13 protein-coding genes and 1 pseudogene are annotated in these 17,321 nt (G+C 42.9%); 8 read left to right on the top strand and 6 right to left on the bottom strand.

Annotated features, from left to right (window positions below; all coding sequences use genetic code 11):
• The first annotated feature begins 8 nt into the window (after positions 1-8).
• The 4 genes from D1814_RS05175 to D1814_RS05160 all read left to right on the top strand — a co-directional run bounded on the left by D1814_RS05175 (position 9) and on the right by D1814_RS05160 (position 3,919).
• Complete coding sequence (locus D1814_RS05175; protein ID WP_118490406.1) at positions 9-191, top strand: DUF2065 domain-containing protein; 183 nt, start codon at positions 9-11, stop codon at positions 189-191.
• Positions 192-473: 282 nt separating this feature from the next.
• A complete protein-coding gene (locus D1814_RS05170; RefSeq protein WP_118490405.1) occupies positions 474-1,772 on the top strand; it encodes an adenylosuccinate synthase in 1,299 nt (432 codons plus the stop codon).
• Between the two features lie 312 nt (positions 1,773-2,084).
• Positions 2,085-3,491, top strand: a complete 1,407-nt coding sequence (locus tag D1814_RS05165) for an aldehyde dehydrogenase family protein (RefSeq protein ID WP_118490404.1) — start codon at positions 2,085-2,087, stop codon at positions 3,489-3,491.
• 11 nt (positions 3,492-3,502) lie between these two features.
• On the top strand, positions 3,503-3,919 hold the full coding sequence (locus tag D1814_RS05160) for a VOC family protein (protein WP_118490403.1): 417 nt from the start codon (positions 3,503-3,505) through the stop codon (positions 3,917-3,919).
• A 78-nt stretch (positions 3,920-3,997) separates the two neighbouring features.
• Here the strand turns inward: D1814_RS05160 and D1814_RS05155 are convergent, their stop codons facing one another.
• Both D1814_RS05155 and D1814_RS05150 read right to left on the bottom strand, forming a co-directional pair.
• Positions 3,998-4,537, bottom strand: coding sequence for a DUF6470 family protein (locus tag D1814_RS05155; RefSeq protein ID WP_162889820.1), 540 nt, complete (start codon positions 4,535-4,537; stop codon positions 3,998-4,000).
• Between the two features lie 56 nt (positions 4,538-4,593).
• Complete coding sequence (locus tag D1814_RS05150) at positions 4,594-5,364, bottom strand: PRC-barrel domain-containing protein (protein WP_118490401.1); 771 nt, start codon at positions 5,362-5,364, stop codon at positions 4,594-4,596.
• 549 nt (positions 5,365-5,913) lie between these two features.
• On the opposite strand from D1814_RS05150, the gene D1814_RS05145 reads away from it, so the two are divergent.
• Entirely contained in the window at positions 5,914-7,608 is a 1,695-nt protein-coding gene (locus D1814_RS05145; RefSeq protein ID WP_118490400.1) for a hypothetical protein, read from the top strand.
• A 45-nt stretch (positions 7,609-7,653) separates the two neighbouring features.
• Here D1814_RS05145 and D1814_RS05140 read toward each other — a convergent pair whose 3' ends face one another.
• The gene (locus tag D1814_RS05140) at positions 7,654-8,352 is read right to left on the bottom strand and encodes a PepSY domain-containing protein (RefSeq protein ID WP_232368981.1); all 699 of its coding nucleotides are present in this window, start codon (positions 8,350-8,352) and stop codon (positions 7,654-7,656) included.
• An 89-nt stretch (positions 8,353-8,441) separates the two neighbouring features.
• On the opposite strand from D1814_RS05140, the gene D1814_RS05135 reads away from it, so the two are divergent.
• The gene (locus D1814_RS05135) at positions 8,442-8,912 is read left to right on the top strand and encodes a LabA-like NYN domain-containing protein (protein ID WP_025256717.1); all 471 of its coding nucleotides are present in this window, start codon (positions 8,442-8,444) and stop codon (positions 8,910-8,912) included.
• Positions 8,913-9,025: 113 nt separating this feature from the next.
• Here D1814_RS05135 and ggt read toward each other — a convergent pair whose 3' ends face one another.
• Positions 9,026-10,744, bottom strand: coding sequence for a gamma-glutamyltransferase (gene ggt, locus D1814_RS05130; RefSeq protein WP_118490399.1), 1,719 nt, complete (start codon positions 10,742-10,744; stop codon positions 9,026-9,028).
• A gap of 76 nt (positions 10,745-10,820) precedes the next feature.
• Positions 10,821-12,197: a Na+/H+ antiporter NhaC family protein gene (locus D1814_RS05125; protein WP_118490398.1), complete on the bottom strand. Its 1,377-nt coding sequence runs from the start codon at positions 12,195-12,197 to the stop codon at positions 10,821-10,823.
• A 220-nt stretch (positions 12,198-12,417) separates the two neighbouring features.
• Here D1814_RS05125 and D1814_RS05120 point away from each other — a divergent pair, with 220 nt between their 5' ends.
• Together D1814_RS05120 and D1814_RS05115 are read left to right on the top strand one after the other, a co-directional pair.
• Positions 12,418-14,505, top strand: coding sequence for a glycoside hydrolase family 3 N-terminal domain-containing protein (locus D1814_RS05120; protein ID WP_118490397.1), 2,088 nt, complete (start codon positions 12,418-12,420; stop codon positions 14,503-14,505).
• A gap of 90 nt (positions 14,506-14,595) precedes the next feature.
• Complete coding sequence (locus D1814_RS05115) at positions 14,596-15,666, top strand: mechanosensitive ion channel family protein (protein ID WP_118490396.1); 1,071 nt, start codon at positions 14,596-14,598, stop codon at positions 15,664-15,666.
• A 152-nt stretch (positions 15,667-15,818) separates the two neighbouring features.
• Here D1814_RS05115 and D1814_RS05110 read toward each other — a convergent pair.
• Positions 15,819-17,295 (bottom strand): annotated as a pseudogene (locus tag D1814_RS05110) (exo-beta-N-acetylmuramidase NamZ family protein).
• Positions 17,296-17,321 lie beyond the last annotated feature (26 nt).

The following is a 17,321-nucleotide window of genomic DNA, read 5'->3' as shown; positions in this document are numbered from 1 at the left end:
ATAAATTTATGGAGTGGCTATTACCCGCTATTGCTTTGGTACTTATTATAGAGGGAATAGGGCCACTGCTTTTTCCAAATAAGTGGCGCAATTATTTACTTCAAATTAGCCAGCAGCCGAGTAATCAATTACGCCAAATTGGCGGTACCCTTGTGATAATTGGCGCGCTACTGCTTTTTTATTTCAGTTAACGTTAAAAGAAGCTGTTTTGTAAGTTGCGCAATCTATAATTGACCGTCTGTTCAGGTTTTGTGCTAGCTAATGTTTAGAATGCTATTAAAATTAGCGCTTTAGGGAATATGTTTTATAAAACAATTAGCAAAGCCTTATTTTAAAAAGCCGCCGACGACGGTTGGGCATCTTTGTGATTTCAAAAATAAAAATAAAATAGTCGTATTTTTGTTCGAAAAAGAGATGATCCTTGCCCTAGAATTTTGTAGAATCCCCGCCTAATTTTCTTACACATATGATTCATGGCAAAGAACGTTGTGGTACTCGGCACTCAATGGGGTGACGAGGGTAAAGGCAAGGTCGTAGACCTACTCACTGATCGCGCAAAATATGTTGTTCGCTACCAAGGCGGACACAATGCAGGTCACACTCTAGTAATCGACGGTGAAAAAACCGTACTTCACTTAATCCCATCAGGCATTCTACGCGATAATGTTACCTGTATTATTGGTAACGGTGTTGTGCTTAGCCCAGACGCACTAATGAAAGAAATGACTATGCTTGAAGAGCGTGGTGTTCCAGTGCGCGAGCGATTAAAGATTAGTGAAGCTTGTCCGCTAATTCTTCCTTATCACATTGCACTTGACGTAGCGCGCGAAAAAGCCCGTGGCGCAAAAGCAATTGGTACAACGGGTCGAGGTATCGGTCCTGCTTATGAAGATAAGGTAGCTCGTCGCGGTTTACGCGTAGGCGACTTATTTAACGCCGAAGACTTCGCAGCAAAGCTGAAAGAAGTGCTAGATGTGCATAACTTCACACTTACGCAATACTATGGCGAAGAAGCGGTAGACTTTGATGAAACCTTGAAAGGTGCAATGGAAGTTGCTGACATTCTTAAAGCAATGGTTGTTGATGTAACTGACGAACTAGACAAAGCGCACAATGCCGGTCTTCCTATCATGTTTGAAGGCGCCCAAGGCACACTTCTAGACATCGACCACGGTACGTACCCTTATGTAACCTCGTCTAACACTACCGTTGGTGGTGTAGCAACGGGTGCTGGTTTCGGTCCGCTTAAGCTAGATTACGTATTGGGTATCGTAAAAGCATACACCACGCGTGTAGGCTCAGGTCCTTTCCCTACTGAACTAGATTGTGAAGTAGGCCAACATTTAGGTGTTAAAGGCCACGAGTTTGGCGCAACCACAGGTCGTAAGCGCCGTACAGGTTGGTTCGACGCTGTTGCGATGAAACGCGCAGTGCAAATTAACTCTATCACCGGGTTCTGCTTAACCAAGCTCGACGTCCTAGACGGTCTTGAAAGCCTTCAAATTTGTGTAGGCTACAAAGATGCAGAAGGCAATGTGAAAGACGTTCCACCTATGGCCGCTGACGGTTACGACAAAGTAACGCCAGTATATGAAGAAATGCCAGGTTGGACAGACAACACCTTTGGTGTAACTGAGTTTGAAGCCCTACCACAAGCGGCGAAAAACTACATTAAGCGTCTTGAAGAGCTAACAGGTGTGCCAGTTGATATCGTGTCAACAGGCCCTGATAGAAACGAAACTATCGTTTTACGCAGTCCTTACGACGCGTAATAGCGCGATATTAGATACATTTAAAAGCCCGGTGTTTACTGGGCTTTTTTGTTGCTGACAAACTTTACCTCTTTTTCATTTACCTCTATCACGCCTCATTTTTTAGCGCCTGTATCTTATACATATAAATCTCTCATTTAGTGTTTGGGACGACGCGCATTAAACATTAATTAACAATTTAGTTGCGTTGTCTTCGAACATCCCTACTAATATAAGATAGTATCAGTTAATTACCACGCTGCTTTACCCAGCAATAATACCAAAGCGAGTCATAGAATTGTTGCGGTGGGGTTATGCTATCGGAGCCTTCTTATGCCAAATAGACCTTCTCTTCACGCAGTGGAAACTGGCGTGTGTTTCGTTGACGTTGTTCACAAGCTTAACGACAGTTTCGATACGGGGAAAACCCAGTCCCTGGAGTGGCGCAAAAGTCAGCTAAAGGCATTAGAAACTTTACTGAAAGACAATCAGCACGACATTTTGCAGGCGCTTAAAAATGACTTAGGTAAATGTAAGACTGAAGCCATGGTGGCCGAACAAGGCTTTCTGCTCTCTGATATAAAACATACGCTTAGGCACTTGGACAAATGGGCAAGGCCACGCAAAGTATCTACGCCAATGGTAGCGTGGCCCGGTAAAAGCTTTCGCAAGCCTGAACCCCTTGGCACCGTGCTTATCATTGGAGCGTGGAATTACCCGCTCCAGTTACTACTTGCGCCTTACATTGCTGCTATTGCGGCGGGTAACTGCGCGGTATTAAAACCTTCCGAACTAGCACAAGAAACATCGTCGCTGGTGGCTAAGCTTATCCCTCAATACATGGATAATTCATGTGTTGCTGTGGTTGAAGGCGGTAAGGATGAAGCCACAGCGTTACTTGCCTGCAAGTGGGACCACATTTTCTACACTGGCGGTGAAGTGGTGGGTAAAATTGTTATGAGTGCTGCAGCAAAGCACTTAACCCCGGTAACCCTAGAACTTGGCGGAAAGAGCCCATGCTTTGTTGATAAGAACACAAACCTTGCAGTAACTGCCCGTCGCCTAGTGTGGGGGAAGTGGATGAATGCTGGCCAAACCTGTATTGCCCCTGACTATGTCATTGTAGAAAAGGGCTTTGAGCAAAAGCTTATTGAAGCGGTTAAAAAAGAACTTAAAAAACAATACGGAAAAGCCCCCTTATCGTCACGAGACTACGGCAATATTGTCAATCATCGTCATCTTAAGCGCCTAGAGAGCTATCTTGAAAACGTCAATGTAGTGTATGGCGGCGAACTGGATGAGTCCCGACCAGCAATGGTACCTACCCTTGTACTAGAGCCTTCGTTAGATAGCCCGCTGATGAAAGAAGAAATCTTTGGTCCAATCCTGCCTATTATCACTGTCGATAATATGGATGCAGGCATCAAGCTTGTGAACAGTAGACCTAAGCCACTCGCTCTATACGCATTTAGTGACAAAGATGAGGTGCTTGATAATATCATCAGCAAAACCAGCTCAGGCAGTGTGTGTACTAACGACACTATGCTGTTTATGACTAACCCTGAGTTGCCGTTTGGCGGTGTCGGGAGTAGCGGTATGGGTAGCTACCATGGGCAAGCAGGTTTTGATACATTTAGTCATATTAAAACGGTGATGAAGCGTTCTTTTGCATTAGACGTGTTCTTTCGTTACGCGCCGTTTTCAAAATTGAAGCTATCGTTACTTAATAAGTTCTTATAACAGGAGTGTTCATGGTTCAGCCTTTTCACCTTGCCATACCGGTCACTAATTTAACTGATGCAGAAGCCTTCTACGGCGAACTATTGGGGTGTGAAAAAGGGCGCAGTGATACTCAGTGGATTGACTGGGATTTCTTCGGTCATCAATTGGTCACACACTGTGTAGAGGCTATGCCATCACCGCCTGCTCACAACGGGGTTGATGATCATGCCGTGCCTGTACCGCACTTTGGCGTTGTGTTAACTATGAGCGATTGGCAAGCGCTGGCAAGTAAGCTAGAGGCTTCAAGAATCGAGTTTGTTATCGAACCTTACATTCGCTTTAAGGGAAAGCCCGGTGAACAAGCCACTATGTTTTTCAAAGACCCTTTTGGTAACGCTTTAGAGTTTAAAGCGTTTGCAGATATTAATCAGTTGTTTGCAAGTTAAGAAGCCTCGCATAGGCTAAAACAATATGCCTATTGAGATATCTCAATAGGCATATTTCGATAGGGCCCGATCACGGCTTTACTGATCCACTTCAATGTAGTTGCCTTCTAATTCGACATCAGGATCGCTTTTTTCAACCGCAACTTCTGGGTCTGGTTGCGCTACTTCTATTTCAGGGTCTTGTTGTTTTACATCTACGGCAGGCTTTCCTGCTTTAATATTCACTCTAGGCTGAGCTTGAGAGATAGTTACCTCAGGGTCAGGCTGATCTATAGTGATATCTGGGTCATTAGTGGTGATCGTAATCTCAGGTTTAGGCTGACGCACTGTGACTTGAGCAGGCTTTTGGTTAATAGTCACTATTGCAGGCTTTTGCGTTACGGTGACCTTGTCGCCTTTACGTTCACTGCTTTGTTCACTGGCCATATACTGAGCTAACTCACTTTTATCAAGCTCCCCGTTTTTGTTTTTATCGTAAGTACGCATAATTTCATCGTACTTACTTGGCTCTAACGTCGAACTCATTGTTTCTTGTGCGAAGCTACTCGTAGTAAACATCGCAGACGTTAGTAGTGCTGATGTTACTAAGGCTTTACTCTCAATTTTCTTGAAATTCATAGTCATTTCCTTTGGTATCTGGTTTGCGTTGATCATCTATTGAAAAATGGCGAAAATCATTCAGCTGACAAAAGGTTTTCTAATGTCTGCTGCTTTTCACTTATTGATGAATATCGAGATTCAACGTACTCAGGAAACTGCTGAATTTCTCTATTTGAAGAAAGCAGTAAATTACCACCTTCTAATTTCACTTCATTTAGAGGAATGACGTTCTTCTTCTCGCCAAGACCCATCATGCCGCCTGATTCCACAACAAGAAAAACATCGCTGCTTTGCTTTTGCATCACAACTTCTTCAATTGAGGCGACTTCTTCACCGCTGGTATTTACAACGTCGTTGTCTTCTAATTCGTTAATAGTCATGTGCGCCACCATGGCCTTATCACTATCTTCCCGTATGTCGCCACTAGCGTCTCTGCGGACGATGTTTATTTCGGGTTCGCTACTCTCAATAGTGATTTCAGGCTCTGCCTGATTCACAGTTACCTTTGGTTTCGCTGCATTAACTTCTATCTGAGGTTCTGCTTGCACAACATTTACTTCAGGCTCTTGTTGCTTCACAGAAATCTCTGGGTCCTGATAGTCTATATCAACTTCAGGTTTACCTACCGCTACATCAACTTGAGGATCTTGTTGTTTAACATCTACTGACGGAGCAGGTTGCTTAACATCAACATCTGTTTGCCCCTTAATTACTTCAATTTGAGAGCGCTCAGCTTCATCCAATTCCTGTGCATTTACACCACTACTTAGCCCAAGTGCTACGACAGCAGCAATGGAACTTTTCTTTAATAGCGATGTGTTATTGTGTCTTTTACGAATATCCATCTTTTTCTCCTTAAAAATTAAACTACCTTGAATTGCGTCTACCGCTTTAAGACAAAAATAACTGTGCAACGGGTATACCGTCTATTAAAGGAACTGTGCTTTTAGTAGTGCGGGTAATTACCTTTAGGAATTGATAATTGGGAAGCAATAATTAAAATTTGAATACTTTATTTTTGTGTAGGTGTCTGATTAATTATGAATTTTTTTCTTTTTAAGTTGTTTTTAATTTTTTTGTTCTATTTAATTAAAAAGTCAATTTACGATTGCAAAAAGTCTTTTTCATTAATAGTTAATAAAAGAGAAGAAGCATTGTCTTACCAATTTTATACATAATAGGGTTACGTATTTACACACGTTAGACCAATCTTTACATTGTCTTTAATATTGTTTTTACGTTTTCAATAAAAAACAATGATTGATTGACGGGGAGTATGGTTTTATCTGATTGTTTATTAAAGAAATTGTCATCACCTCTGAACGCTGGTATTTATGTTGCTTTCTATTGAGTGACGACACGAAGTTACTTCAATCTGGAACAAGGAAATCACCATGCGTAAAATAAATTATCTTTTTTTGGCGAGCATATTATTACTGCCCTCCTTAGTTAGCGCCCAAGCCGTAGTAGAAGATACAACCTCATTGTCAGGCGTATTTTTTACTAGTGTTATTACCGGTGTTGTTGTTGCGGTAGGTATACAATTTCTTTTGAGTAATTTGGCTATTGCATCAGGTATTAGTGCTATAGGAGATATTTCCGATAATAGCGATAATAATTCTAGTAGTAAAAATAGTAATTCTTCACACAATACTAAAAAGACAGGTAGGAAAGTTTCTTCTGCTTTCGGTATTTTTACCATGGTGACTATGTCTATTTCCGTTTTTATTGCAACTTTATTAGCTATCGAAATTAGCGTGGCAGAAAGCCTTTTAAATGGCATGATTTTAGGTGTAGTTATTTGGTCACTGTTTTTTATAAGCGCGCTAATTTTAGATGCAAAATTAACTTCATCGATTCTTGGCAACATGATTGGCTACTTACGCAAAGGTGCGGCGGCAATAACAGACGCTACCGTGAACAGCTTTTCTCAAAGTGATGAAGCCAAAGCAAAGACGTTTGCTAAAGAAACGGTTAAAGCGGTTCATGATGAAGTGCGTGATGAGTTTAATACTTCAGACATTGATAAAAAAATCAAACAGTATATCGATAGAACGACTCAGTCTCAGTTTTCGGCAAAAGACTTGCGAAAAGAGCTGGAAACCTTGATTAATGAAATTGAAGTGGAAGAGCAATACTCTACGGACGATTCTGGCGTCGCGAAAAAGCTTATTCTTGATATCGCGAACCAACGCCCTTCGTTAAATGACGAACAGAAACAGCAGCTATCTCAAACTTACGATGAGGTAAAAAATACCCTTAAAGAAGAAGGTTCAAACAAACAAAAAGCAACGGCATTGTTTGACAAGTTATCTCCAGGAGATGAAGAGAAAGGTAAGCAGTATCGTCAACAGTTACTTACTTATCTGAACGATTCTGACCAAGAAGCGGTAACACCTGAAACATTGGAAAAAGATCTTAATGACATCTTTGATAACCCTAAAGGTGCATATCGCATCTTATCTAACCGCGCGGCGAGTGTAGATAGAGAGTCGCTTAAAGGTTTGCTGCAGCATCATGATAATATGGATGAGCAAAAGGCAGATAAAGTACTTAAAGCTTATGATTCTGCAATTTCATTCATGCAGAGCAAAACTACCTCTAATGATGAAAATTATGAAGAGCAGGCAAGTAATTTACCCGCAAAACGTTCAAAGGTAGAGCAACGAATTCAGGCTTGGTTCGATCGTTTAGACAGACCAGAGCTTCAATACCGCAATCTTAAAGCCGATTTCATGGAAATTTTGGATAATCCAAGTCATACACCTGATGTAGTGTTAAATCGCGTCAAGAAGATGGATGAAACCTCTATTCGCGCTCTATTAACTAACAATCAGGCAATCAGTGAACAAGATATAGATAACTATATCGCCAAGTATAATGATGCCCGTAACGATCTTCTTAAAAGATACGAAGATGTAAAAGCGGAAACGGCAAAACGTATTAGTGCCCTCAAACAGGCTGCATTAGACGAAGCCGAAGGTGTAAGAGCAACTGCTGCATCGGTAGCTTGGTGGTTGTTTGCCAGTGCTTTGGTGTCGTTATCGAGTGCTGCTATAGCAGGTGCGGTGGCAACAAACCTTATTTAAGCACATGTAAAACCTTAGTAGAGCACTGTATTAAAACGGCAAAGTTTAGCTTTGCCGTTTTTTTCGTGGTTTGAACCTTTGATACAGTAAGCCTACACCAGTCAACGTAAATAGAAGGGCACTGCCAGAGAAAGCAATGAGCCAAGGCGAGTTAAAGTTACTTCTATCTTTATAATCCATGATGTGTAGCATCCACATAAAATCAAAAAGTCGCCATGTGTCGGTACGTACCCGTGAAACGCTGCCTGTATTTGGGTCGATGTAAAACCGGGTATTGAGCTCGTCGTTAAAGCTGACCTGCCACAAAGGTGCTGACAAGTTTTGTACTTCTTGCGGTAGCTCATCTAAACGCTGTGCCTCGACAATGTCACCATCACCTGCATATTGCTTTGTAGCTGCTTTTCGCACAGCTTTTTCCTGCAGTGCGTTTAACCGTTCACCTGTTAAGGCGCTATAGCGATAAGCATTATCGCTATCCACGACATAATAAACTGGGATAGCATCAAGCGAAGATTGTGAGGTATTCACGCGATGGGTAAGAGAAAGCGACGCTGAGCTACTGTGCTCACTTAATATATCTGAAGGGGAGAACGCTGCTTTGTGCCAGGAAGTGGTGATACTGTTCTTTAAGTGGTTACCTCTTACTTCATCTATGGGTAACAAGGCCATGACTAAGCCACTTAAAAACCATAGACCTATTTGCACAAACAAAATTAAGCCCAGGTAATTGTGCGCTTTGCGCATATATTTCATCATCAGGTTTTTTGGTTTTACTAGCAAAAGGCTATAACATCAGAAAACATTAACTGAGTAAATCGATAAAGAGAGTGGTTTTGAAAAAAGCTTTAGTGCTTGTAGACGTACAAAACGTATATTACACCTGTCGTCAGGCGTACAAACGTAACTTTAATTACAACCAGTTTTGGCGTGAGCTTAGCTACAACTTAGATATAACCCATGCTTTTGCATACGCCATCGACCGAGGCGACAGCAAACAGCGTGAATTTCAAAACATTCTTCGCGCCATTGGGTTTGAGGTGAAATTAAAGCCTTTCATTCAGCGCGCCGACGGGTCGGCTAAAGGCGACTGGGATGTAGGTATTACGGTGGATGCGCTAGAACACGCCAATCAGGTTGATGAAATTATCCTGGTGTCAGGTGATGGTGATTTCGATATTTTGGTAAACGCGCTTAAAGAAAAAGGGAAAACTGTAACTGTGTACGGCGTTCCCGCGTTAACGGCTGAAAGTATTCAAAAAGTGGCGTCGAAGTATGTGCCTATCGACACCGCTCTGTTGCTGTAGTTACTAGTTTTTACCTTGCTGAATGCCGAAACCTTAAGGCAGAGCCAATACGGCTCGCCTATAGATTTAAGTTCATGACTACAAGCTAATAATGCTGTGCTAGAACGGCTGTGCTAATAAGGTTGTACTAGGCTTTTACCCCGTCCGCTTTTTTCAGACGCCGCTTCCACCCCGTTCTTAGTGCGTTTAATTAAGTGCACATCACCAAAACGACGGTTATCGATGGTATAGCCCATGGCTTTCAGTTCATTAACGGTAGCCTCAGTAAACCCGTCATGCATACGAATGGTGTCTTTTGGCAGCAACTGGTGATGAAAACGCGGTGAGTTCACGGCTTCTTCTGCACTCATATCGTAAAGCAGTGCATTCAGTAGTGACTGAGCAACTGACGAGATAATGGTGGTTCCGCCCGGAGAGCCTGTTACCAGAACCACTTGGTCGTTTTTAGTAACAAGCGTTGGTGTCATAGAAGACAACATACGCTTGTAGGGCTCAATCGCATTCGCTTCGCCACCTACAGCCCCAAAGAAGTTTGGCACACCAGGCTTAGCGCTAAAGTCGTCCATTTCATCGTTCAACAAGAAGCCGGCGCCAGTTACAACAACGCCACTACCAAAAGTAAGGTTTATGGTAGTGGTATTGGCAACGGCGTTACCCCATCTGTCCATTATTGAGAAGTGAGTTGTATCTTCGCTCTCTTTCAAGCCAGGCTTCACGGTTGGCGTATCAGAAATGCTGGCGGGCTGAATCTCTGCTGCGCGTTCAGTAATGTAGTTAGCGGCTGTGAGCGCTTTTACCGGAACACTGACAAAGTCAGGGTCGCCCATGTATTCAGCGCGATCGGCAAACACACGCTTGCCTATTTCAGACATAACGTGAATATATTCAGTGCTGTTTTGCGCAGGCAAATCGTGGGTTGCATCATAGGCTTCCAGCATGCCTATCCATTGCGCTACGGCAACGCCACCTGAACTTGGAGGGGGAGCAGTAACGAGCTCGTAGCCCTGCCAGTTTAAGTGAAGGGGCGCACGCCACACGGCTTTGTAAGCTTGCAAATCTTCGTAGGTAATAAGGCCGCCATTTTGCTGCATAAAATCAACAATATGTTTTGCTACATCGCCTTTATAAAAGCCGTCTTTGCCCTGTTGCTGAATAGCTTTAAGTGTTTTTGCTAGCTCAGGCTGCTTAAAAGTAGCGCCTGCTTTTGCATCTGCAAAGTATTCACTGAAGTTGTTGTCGATGCCTTTTTCTTGGGTGCGCGAAATATAACGGGCGATGTTATTTGCTAATTTTTCATGTACCACAAAGCCCTGTTCAGCCAAGTCTACTGCTGGCGCAAGTAGGCGTTCCCAATCCAATGTGCCGTATTTTTTGTGTGCCGCCCACATACCCGCAACAGTACCAGGAATACCCGACGCTTTAGCGCCAAACAAAGACTCTTTGTGCTTTACGTTACCCTCTTCATCAAGGTACATGTCGCGGTGAGCCTTTTCAGGCGCCATTTCACGGTAATCAAGAAAGTCGGTACTATCTTCAAACTTTATTGTCATAAAGCCGCCGCCGCCAACGTTACCCGCCTCTGGCAATGTTACAGCTAAAACAAACTGAGCAGTAATAGCCGCATCAATAGCGTTGCCGCCTTCCTGAAGTACCTGCATAGCAGCATCCGCGCTATAGCTATCAGGCATAGCAACGGCCTGCTGACTTAAGCCTACGGCATTTTCTCCAACAGTATTAACCGAGTCGTTTGGCGAATGTGAACATGCTGCCACTACTGAAATGAATGCCACTATCATCGAGATAAACCCGATGTTTGCTATCCGTCTTTTCATTAAAAAACTCCTTGCTACAGATATTGCTAACGCCTTGATATTAGCAATCGGCTACCAACAAACGTTAGTCACGTGTTTAGCCAAGCATGACTAAGCTTGCTACAAAATAGGCAATAAGCGTAAGTGCACCGGCAAATAGTGCGTAAGGGAACTGGGTTTTAACGTGCGTTAATACGTCAGTACCGGCAGCTAGCGAAGATACGGCTGTGGTATCGGAAATAGGCGAACAGTGATCGCCAAATATACCGCCACCCAATATAGCGCCAATAACCAAAGAAGGAGGCAATCCTAAACTCTGAATTAGTGGTACACCAATAGGTATAAGGATGGCGAACGTACCCCACGACGTACCTGTGGTAAACGACATGATCCCGCCGGCAATAAACAACATGGGAACAATCAGCACCATTGGAAGGTATTCACCCACTATTCCTGCAACGAATACGCCTGTTCCTAGCACCTTAAGGCTATTGCCTAAGGTTAATGAAAGTAACACTATGGTAACTAGGGGGAGTAGTTCACCCATCCCTTTAAAACCGATGTCTACCGCTTCTTTATGAGTAAAGCGCTTATGAACGAGAAGCAGACCGTATGCAATAGCAGTAGCAAGAGCCGTAGCATAAAGAACAGACTTACTGCCACTGCCTTCAGATAAAACACCGTTACCTGTCCAGAACATGAAGCCAACCATACTCAATACCATCACCAGCAGCGGAACCAGCATAAATCGCGCTTTAGTGGCAGGCTCAGGTGTGTGACTTACCTCAACATGAGACAGTGCTTTTTCTTCTTCAGCCATAGGTCCGTGCACTTTATCAGCCGAAATTGTGTAAGCCACAATAAGTAAGGTGAAAATAGCGTAAAAGTTAAAAAATACGCTGCCCCATAAAATGGAAGCTGACGAAGCGGGTAGTTCGTAGGCGTCGAGTAGGCTGAGTATAAACGCCCCCCAGCCGTTTAATAAAATCAAAATACAAACTGGCGCGCTGGTGGAATCAATTATGTAAGCCAAACGTGCGCGGCTCATGTTGAATCGATCAAATAACCCTCGGGCGAAGATACCTGCAGTAAGCACACTTAGGTTCGATTCTATGAATACGGCAATACCGGTAAACATGGTTAAACCGCCTACTTGTTTGCGGCTTTTCGCTACGCCTTTATTAACCAGAAAGTTAACGGTTGCTGTTACGCCACCAGAATCACGTATGAAGGCTAGTAACGCGCCAACTAGTACAGAGAAAATGAGCACCCGCGTGTTACCCGGGCTAGCAGCGGTATCAACCACGCGCTCTATGGCATTAATAGGGGCCATGTAGCTGGTTGTGATATCAGCGTTTACCAAAATTAAGGCTTCAGCAGACAGTACGGCCAGCGCCAGTGCTAGTATGACTTCTTTTTTCCAAAAAACGACGGCAATAGCCACAAGAGGGGGGATGACTGACATCCAATCCATACTTCTTTCCAAACTAAAATTTATGTGTGCCTAAGACCTGCTGCTTTTTATTGTTTACTTAAGTTCAACTTGCCCTACAGGTATGTCTTTTTACGTAGCATATTATATAAACTAACGCGTAAGAGAAGGTATGAATACAGTTCAAAGTTGGCGAACATGCTTCTCTCATTTATGCTAGCGTACCGTATTGTGCTCTGTGTTACCAAGGATTAGATAAACATTGTTATTCCAGCAAGTTATTTGTAAAAAGCGTGCTTCTGTATTGGGTTTAAGCCATATTCTTTCAAGCATTTTGGTTTTATGCAGTGTCGGCATTTTTGCTGCTAGCGCAACGGCAAATGCTTTAAACGCCGACGCATCTACCCTAATTGCCACCAATACAGAGTTGCCCCCAATCAGCGCCAAGAAGGTAAGCGGTACAAAGGGGGACGCTAAAAAGGCTGTGGATGAAACGGCTAGCGTGGAAATGATTAGTGCCGAAGATGTCAACGCAGTAAAGAATATGCTTGGGCAAAAAATCATTTTGGATTTTCGCTATTTCTGTGAAGACGATACGCCATCATCGCGCTGTCGCACGCCTATGACCGAAATCCCTTCTTCGCTTTTGAGTGTGCTCAGTACACACAATATAGGTGGCGTTATTTTGTTTTCGGAAAACATACAAAATGCCGAGCAGTTAATTACGCTTAATTACAGCATGCAGCAACATATGGTAAATGCAGGTAGACAGCCACTATTTATTGCAGTAGACCAAGAAGGCGGGAGAGTTGCGAGGTTGCCTTCAGATATGCTTTCACCGTTCGCAGGTAACATGGCCATCGGCGCTACCTTTCACCAACGGGGCAATGCCTTTGCCCAAAGCGTAGCGTCGCATATAGGACAAACGCTGTTACCGTTGGGGATTAACACTAACTTTGCGCCGTCGCTGGATGTAAATAGCGAGCCGAAGAACCCGGTTATAAACGTACGCAGCTTTTCTGAAAACCCAGAACAAGTGGCTGCACTCGGTCGAACATTTGTTAGTGCCATGCAAAGTACGGGTGTCTTGAGCGCTATTAAACATTTCCCGGGTCATGGCGATACCCATGTGGACAGCCACAGTGGCTTACCCCAAGTCACCCATACTAAAGCTCAGGCTATGGCAGGTGATATTCTCCCTTTTGCTAATATTATTAATAGTGCAACCCCGCCTGCAATGGTAATGAGCGCACATATTCAGTACCCGTCGTTGGATGATACTGAAATTTTAGACAAGAATGGCAAGCTACAAATTGTTCCTGCTACCTTGTCGAAAAAGATATTAACCGACATGCTTCGTAAGCAATTGGGGTATAAAGGCCTGGTGGTTACAGATGCGTTAGATATGGCTGGTATTACACAGTTCTTTTCGCATGAAGAAGCACTCGTTCGCGCATTCAGTGCTGGTGCAGATATTGCGCTTATGCCTTTTACTATAAGAAATAAAACAGATATCGACGCATTCTCAAAGCTTTTAGATAAAGTAGCAGTAAGGCTTGTAAACAAGTCAACAGACTCATTTTCAGAAAGCGCTTTCTTAGTGCCTTCCTTTAACCGCATTCTCGAAGTAAAACAACAGTTTAATTTAGAAAGCTTCGTTTCCAAGCCTGTATCTTGGTGGCTTAATGAAGCAAAAGAAAATACATCGATTGATAATCCTAACAGTCTAAAAAACAAGGGGATTCAGATTGAGAAAGCGCTTTCCAGGGCTTCGGTTTCAGTATTGTACGGAAAGGGGAAACTTCCTTTAACATCAACGCGCTGGCTTGCGCTAATGCCTGATGCCGCAAGGTGTTTAGCATTTGAAAGTGCACTGATGCAAGCAAGTTCAAAAAGTACCAATAAGCCCTTAGAGTTTGCTTGTCTACCCTTAACGGCATTGCCAAAACAACAATTAGCTATGAATCTTTTAAAACAAGCAGATGTGCTAGTAGTTGGCAATATTAGCCCACTTCACGCTAACTACGAGTTAGGTGGGTTCGATTTACCTACACATGTAAAGCGACGCGCAAGTGAACTTGATGTAATGGCATTTAGCAAAATGATGATGACTGCTGCGAAAACAAAAAACAAAACTGTGGTTTTTGCTCCGCTACGAATGCCGTATAAAGCGAAAGACCTCAAAAATGTGGCAGACATAGCTATCGCTACATTTAGTTATGCGATAAGTATAGACAGACAAGGTAATAAGGGTGATAACAAGGTTACCAGTTATAGTCTGAAAGCATTGGCAGATGTTTTAGTCGGTAACGTACATGCCGAGGGGCGTTCACCAGTTTCGTTAGAGTAACTGTCACTAGACTCAAAAGCATTACTTTGAACGAGAACGTGAAAAGCTAATTTAACAAGTGCTTCTTAAAATAACCTTAGAGGGAAACCTGTGGATACAGAAAAATTATCGGGTACTGCGCGAACATCACTAATGGATACCGTGTTCAGTGCGTTTCTTGATTTTGTTCCTCTACTCATCGCTATAGGTTTGGTGCTAAGTACTCTAATTACATTACATTATCTCTTTCTTGCAAAGCAGAGCCATCTTACCAGCGAACAGAAGTTGCCCCGTCAAGTCGGTATGTTGGTACTTACTATTATTGGGGCCGTTGTTATAGCGATGACTCTTCCAGTGAGTGAAAGTACGCGAAATCAGGTTATCGCACTTATCGGTGTACTTATTTCTGGAGTCATTGCATTTTCATCTACCACCATGGTAGGCAATTTGATGGCAGGAATAGTACTTCGGGTAAACCGCCCCTTCAGGGTCGGCGACTTTATTAAGGTGGAAGGTTATAGCGGACGCGTTACCGAAATGGGTTTACTTGATGTCGAAATTCAGACCGAGAGTAGAGAGCTTATTGCCTTTGCCAACACGTTAATGGTGAATTCGCCTGTCTCAGTCACTCGTGCTTCTGGTGCAATTGTTAGCGTGGATATTAGCTTAGGCTATGATATTCACCACAGCGTTATTGAAAAGCATCTACTTGCTGCGGCCGAAAATGCGAAATTGACAGAGCCTTTTGTTCAGGTAATGGGGCTAGGCGATTTCTCTGTAAGTTATCGTATTTCCGGGTTACTGACCGAAGTAAAGAGCTTGCTCAGCGCCCGGTCAAGGCTGCACAAAGCTGTACTTGATGCCTTGCATGATTCCAATATTGAAATTGTTTCGCCTAGTTTTATGAACCAGCGCCCTCAGACGGATGGTTTAAAAATGATTGCCAAATCACCTCGGCAAATCACTAAAGAAGAAGCGTCTCCAGAAGACGTGATTTTTGATAAGGCTGAACAAGCAGAGCAAAAAGAAAAGAGTAAAGAAACGCTGTTGCAGATGATTGCCGATATTGATGCAAGGCTCGCAGAGAATGATGGTAAAAATAGTGATGAGCTAAAGCAAAAAAAAGCCACAGCAGAAGCTAGCCTCGCCGCTCTAGTAAAAATGAAAGCTGAAGAAGGTTAGTTGTTACTAACTTTTTATGGGCTTTTAAAATAAACATATAGATTGAGTAAGTGTTTACTTACAAGTTTATCCTTTCTATTGCCACCACTAGTCCTCGCCCACGTTTGTCTTTCTAAAAGTTCGTTAAATCGGCGAGGTTACATGAGTTACTTCTACCGTCTTACGATATTTTCATAAAGTAGATAAGCCTTTCTTTTTTCTCTGAACGCATTCAAACTTTCTTGCCAGCTCTGGCGAATCTCAGCAGATGTTTTACCGGTTTGGATTTGCATTCGTAGTGCATCAGTACCCGCTAATTTATCGAAAAATTCTGGGCGAGTGAAAAATGTTTCTTTAGAACTTCCAGTGGCGGTGGCAATACGGTTGTATTCAGAAAAGCGAGAATAGGCATTAATCAAGGTTTCTATTTTTAATCCACTAAATGGTGAACCTTCTCGATTCTGTAACTTAAGGCTCGAGTTTTCCAAGTTCATATATTCAGAGTTGATAAGAACTGCGCCGGTAAATACGTGTGCATTTAGTACAGAGTTTTCATGTTTAGGTTGAGGTGCTGCACTATTTGCTTTTACCGGTATTTTAGTTTCATCGAATTCGACATTCGGGTGTCCAATAAGCTGAAATGGAAAATTAGTGCCACGACCAATGCTGACATCGGTTCCCTCGAAAAAGCATAGCGTGGGGTATAGCTGGATAGATAAGTCGTTTGGTAAGTTAGGACTAGGTGCCACCGGCAGCGAATAATGAGAAGTGCGTTTATAATCTTCTACCGGTACTACGGTAAGTTTTGCGTTCTTGTAGCTGGTTGCCTCAATATCTAACCAGCGTTCTCCCACGATCATCTGAGCAAGTTCACCTAATGTCATACCGTGCAAAACGGGAATAGGGTGCATGCCAATAAACGATGAAAATGCTGGCTTTAACACTGGGGCCGTCGACATATCGGCCATTAGGGTTTGGTCTATCTAGCACCACAATCTGAATGCCTTGGGTAAAAGCGGCTTCCATTACATAGTGCAAGGTACTTAAGTATGTGTAAAAACGTACGCCCACATCCTGAATATCGAAAATAATTACGTCGGTATTTTCCAACATGTCCGTTGTGGGCTTTTTAGTTGACCCGTAAAGCGAATGAATAGGTAAACCTGTTTTAGCATCAATATCGCTATTTACCTTTTCACCAGCGCCTTTATCCCCTCTGAATCCGTGCTCGGGAGACATAATGCTTACTAAGTCAACGTTACGTTGCAATAAGGCATCCACCAAATGCTGATAGGGTTGGTTTGCTTTTGTTGGCTTTGAATGAGAAGTTAATTGGTTATTTTTAACCAAATTATTTCTAACCAAAACATTTCTAACCAAAGAGCTTTGGTTCACCACTAAACTAACTCGCTTACCTTCTAACAAAGGCAGGTATTCTGAAAAGCGTTCAGCACCTACAGTAAGCTGATTAGCGTTTAAATTTTCGTTAGCCAGTTTTTCTTGCTTTGCTTGTAGACTGTTATTATCGGTTGTATATACATGTGTAGATAAGCTGTTCTGCGCACATGAGGTTAAGAAGGAAAAACTGACCAGCTGGAGAAACGCAATGATCAATGCGCTCTTTATATAGCGTGTAATAGTTGTACTCATATTGATTAAACCGGCCCCCTTATTGC

It is taken from the genome of Alteromonas sp. BL110, from assembly GCF_003443615.1.
Classification (GTDB): Bacteria; Pseudomonadota; Gammaproteobacteria; order Enterobacterales; family Alteromonadaceae; genus Alteromonas.
Note: the sequence above shows the minus strand (reverse complement) of the source record. Positions and strands in the feature narration are given on the sequence as shown.

Bases quoted from the DNA above. Each gene is read 5' to 3' on its own strand.
- D1814_RS05175 (WP_118490406.1), top strand. From the start codon at position 9: ATGGAGTGGCTATTACCCGCTATTGCTTTGGTACTTATTATAGAGGGA.
- D1814_RS05170 (WP_118490405.1), top strand. From the start codon at position 474: ATGGCAAAGAACGTTGTGGTACTCGGCACTCAATGGGGTGACGAGGGT.
- D1814_RS05165 (WP_118490404.1), top strand. From the start codon at position 2,085: ATGCCAAATAGACCTTCTCTTCACGCAGTGGAAACTGGCGTGTGTTTC.
- D1814_RS05160 (WP_118490403.1), top strand. From the start codon at position 3,503: ATGGTTCAGCCTTTTCACCTTGCCATACCGGTCACTAATTTAACTGAT.
- D1814_RS05155 (WP_162889820.1), bottom strand. From the start codon at position 4,537: ATGAATTTCAAGAAAATTGAGAGTAAAGCCTTAGTAACATCAGCACTA.
- D1814_RS05150 (WP_118490401.1), bottom strand. From the start codon at position 5,364: ATGGATATTCGTAAAAGACACAATAACACATCGCTATTAAAGAAAAGT.
- D1814_RS05145 (WP_118490400.1), top strand. From the start codon at position 5,914: ATGCGTAAAATAAATTATCTTTTTTTGGCGAGCATATTATTACTGCCC.
- D1814_RS05140 (WP_232368981.1), bottom strand. From the start codon at position 8,352: ATGCGCAAAGCGCACAATTACCTGGGCTTAATTTTGTTTGTGCAAATA.
- ggt (WP_118490399.1), bottom strand. From the start codon at position 10,744: ATGAAAAGACGGATAGCAAACATCGGGTTTATCTCGATGATAGTGGCA.
- D1814_RS05125 (WP_118490398.1), bottom strand. From the start codon at position 12,197: ATGGATTGGATGTCAGTCATCCCCCCTCTTGTGGCTATTGCCGTCGTT.